Source organism: Leisingera sp. F5 (assembly GCF_001593695.1).
The window spans coordinates 1-2,953 of the sequence record NZ_LUKH01000312.1 but is presented as its reverse complement, the minus strand read 5'-3'; the positions used below and the strand labels follow the sequence as shown (position 1 = coordinate 2,953).

At 60.7% G+C, this 2,953-nt stretch carries 2 protein-coding genes; one reads left to right on the top strand and one right to left on the bottom strand.

Annotated elements, in window-relative coordinates:
• Positions 1-200: 200 nt before the first annotated feature.
• A complete protein-coding gene (gene prfB / locus A2I95_RS29420) occupies positions 201-1,328 on the bottom strand; it encodes a peptide chain release factor 2 (protein ID WP_291735580.1) in 1,128 nt (375 codons plus the stop codon).
• 224 nt (positions 1,329-1,552) lie between these two features.
• On the opposite strand from prfB, the gene A2I95_RS29415 reads away from it, so the two are divergent.
• Positions 1,553-2,953 (top strand): calcium-binding protein (locus A2I95_RS29415; protein ID WP_291735578.1); only part of this gene is annotated, 1,401 nt, incomplete at its 3' end.

Genomic DNA, 2,953 nt, shown 5'->3' with positions numbered 1-2,953 from the left:
CGTGGTTCTGCAGCAAAGCCGCCGTCAGCTGAAATTGTTAAAACGGGGTTTCACTACCGGAAACAATGCCCGGACCTCCCAAGGTTTAGTGTATCATAAGTTGACAGTAAAATGAACGCTCGCGGAAAAAGAGCCTCAGGGCAGGCACCCTGAGGCTCTTCATTTTCTGGCCCGTGCGCTGTTTCCAACGCCGTATCTAGTCAGTCCTCGCCCCGCGCCTCCGAGCGGCTTTTGCCGGCGACGTTCATCGCCAGCGTTGCGCCCATAAACCCGTCCAGATCGCCGTCCAGAACGCCCTTGGTGTCCGAGGTCTCATGGCTGGTGCGCAGATCCTTCACCATCTGGTAGGGCTGTAGCACGTAAGAGCGGATCTGGTTGCCCCAGCCGGCATCGCCTTTGGCCTCGTGGGCGGCGTTGATCTCGGCGTTGCGGCGGTCCAGCTCCTGCTGATACAGGCGCGATTTCAGCGCCTTCATGGCGATGTCGCGGTTCTGGTGCTGGGACTTCTCCGAAGACGTCACCACGATGCCGGTCGGGATGTGGGTGATCCGCACTGCCGAGTCGGTGGTGTTGACGTGCTGGCCGCCGGCGCCTGAAGACCGGTACGTGTCGACGCGGATATCCGAGGGATTCACGTCGATCTCGATATTGTCGTCTACCACAGGGTAAACCCAGACCGAGCTGAACGAGGTATGCCGCTTGGCCGCCGAGTCATAGGGCGAGATCCGCACCAGCCGGTGCACGCCGGACTCGGATTTCAGCCAGCCATAGGCGTTATGGCCGGAAATCTTGTAGGCGGCGGATTTGATGCCCGCCTCGTCGCCTGCGCTTTCGGATTGCAGCTCGACCTTGTAACCCTTTTTCTCGGCCCAGCGGACATACATCCGCGCCAGCATCGAGGCCCAGTCGCAGCTTTCGGTGCCGCCCGCGCCTGCATTGATTTCCAGGAAGGTGTCATTGGCATCGGCCTCGCCGTCCAGCAGCGCTTCCAGTTCCTTCTCGGCAGCCTTGTCCTTCAGCGCGCTCAGCGCGGCTTCGGCATCCTTGATGACTTCCTCATCCTCTTCCATCTCGCCCAGCTCGATCAGCTCGATATTGTCAGAGAGATCCTGTTTGATGCCCTTGTAGGTATTGATCGCATCCACCAGCGCCTGGCGTTCGCGCATCAGCTTCTGAGCCGCGTCGGGATCGTCCCACAGGTTCGGATCCTCAACCCGCGCGTTGAATTCCTCCAGGCGGAATTCAGCGGTTTCCCAATTCAACCGCTGGGCCAGCAGCTCCAGCGATTTCTCGATATCCGCCACGATGTTCTGGGTTTCCGCGCGCATGGGAGGTCCTTGCAATCTAAGATCAGGCTTGTGTGATAAACCACACTTGCGCCGCGGGCAAGCGGCCAGACCCTGCCCCGGACCGCCAGCCGCTGCGGAAAAACCAACTAAAATGCCGCGCGTTTTCCAAAGCCGGAAATACGCGGAATTAACGCGGCCTGCTTGACTTTGGGATCTGGAACGCGCGAGCAGCCTGCCCGCTGCGAGTTTGAGGAATTGGGACCATGCCCAGCGGGTATCTTGTCCAGCTTGGAGACGGATCGCTCGATCACGGCGATACGATCACGTCCACCTATTCCTCCTTTACCACGGACCAGAACCTGGGCGCCGGCAATTGGAGCTGGACCGGCTCGCACGGTGGCACGCCTTACACCAATGAAGTCGAAAGCGGCGTTTATTATCTCGGCGCTGACGGCAACGTTTATTTTGTGCCGGATCTGGGCCCGCCTGACTCCTTCAGCTCGGCCAGCGCCGACAATCCGCCCGCCTATACAGACACCGACGGCCCGGTCGAGGGCACCAGCGGCGCGGATAACATCGACAGCAGCTACACCGACGGCGATGGCGATCAGATCGACAATGGCAGCGGCGGCGGCGCCTCGGGCAATCAGGACACGGTTGAGGCCGGCGCAGGCAATGATACCGTTGATGCCGGTGCGGACGACGACCTGGTGTTCGGCGGTGACGGCGATGACAGCCTGGAAGGCGGCGCAGGTGATGACACGATCTATGGCGACAGCAGTTCTGAGGCCGGGCTGGCAGATTCCCAGGAAAGCATTGAAGACTCCAATGTCACCGACACCAGCAGCGGCTTCACGGTCACGGCCAAGGACCTGTCGGGCACTGCCAATGCGGCCAATATCGACTATTACGATGGTGCATTTGGTGTTGCCGGGGCCATCTCTGACTCCGACAGCGGCGTGGACGCGCAGATTGGATATGACAAAGCATCAGGCATTTCCGAAGAGCTGATCGTCGACTTCGATCAGGATACAACCGACGCCAGCTTCACCTTCAAGCACCTGTTTTCCGATAGTCACGGTGAAGAAGGCCATTGGGCGATCTATAAGGACGGCGTCCTGGTCGCCCAGGGGGATTTCACCGAAGATGTGGCCGGAACAGGCACCGGGACCGTCGACATCAACGGTTATGGCGCCTTTGACCAACTGGTCCTGTCGGCCAACCTGCAAACGGATGGCACTGACGGATCCGACTACACGATCTCAAACATCACATTCACGGTGCCGCCCGAAGACCCCGCTGATGGCGACGACAGTATCAGCGGCGGCGCTGGGGACGACGTCATTTATGGCCAGGGCGGCGATGACACGCTGACAGGCGGCAGCGGCGCCGACACGCTGGAGGGCGGTGACGGCGATGACAGCCTGAACGTCGGCGAAGGGGATTCCGCCACCGGCGGAGATGGTGACGACACCTTTACCATCGTCGATACCGGCGACAGCGGCAGCAACAACATCACCATCGTAGGCGGCGACGATGGGGAGACCACCGGCGACACGCTGGATTTCAACGGCCAGCTCGACAAGGGCACGCTGAACATCACCGACAATACCGGCGGCAGCCTGACCGGCACGGCAACACTGCTGGATGGCAGCGTGGTCAGC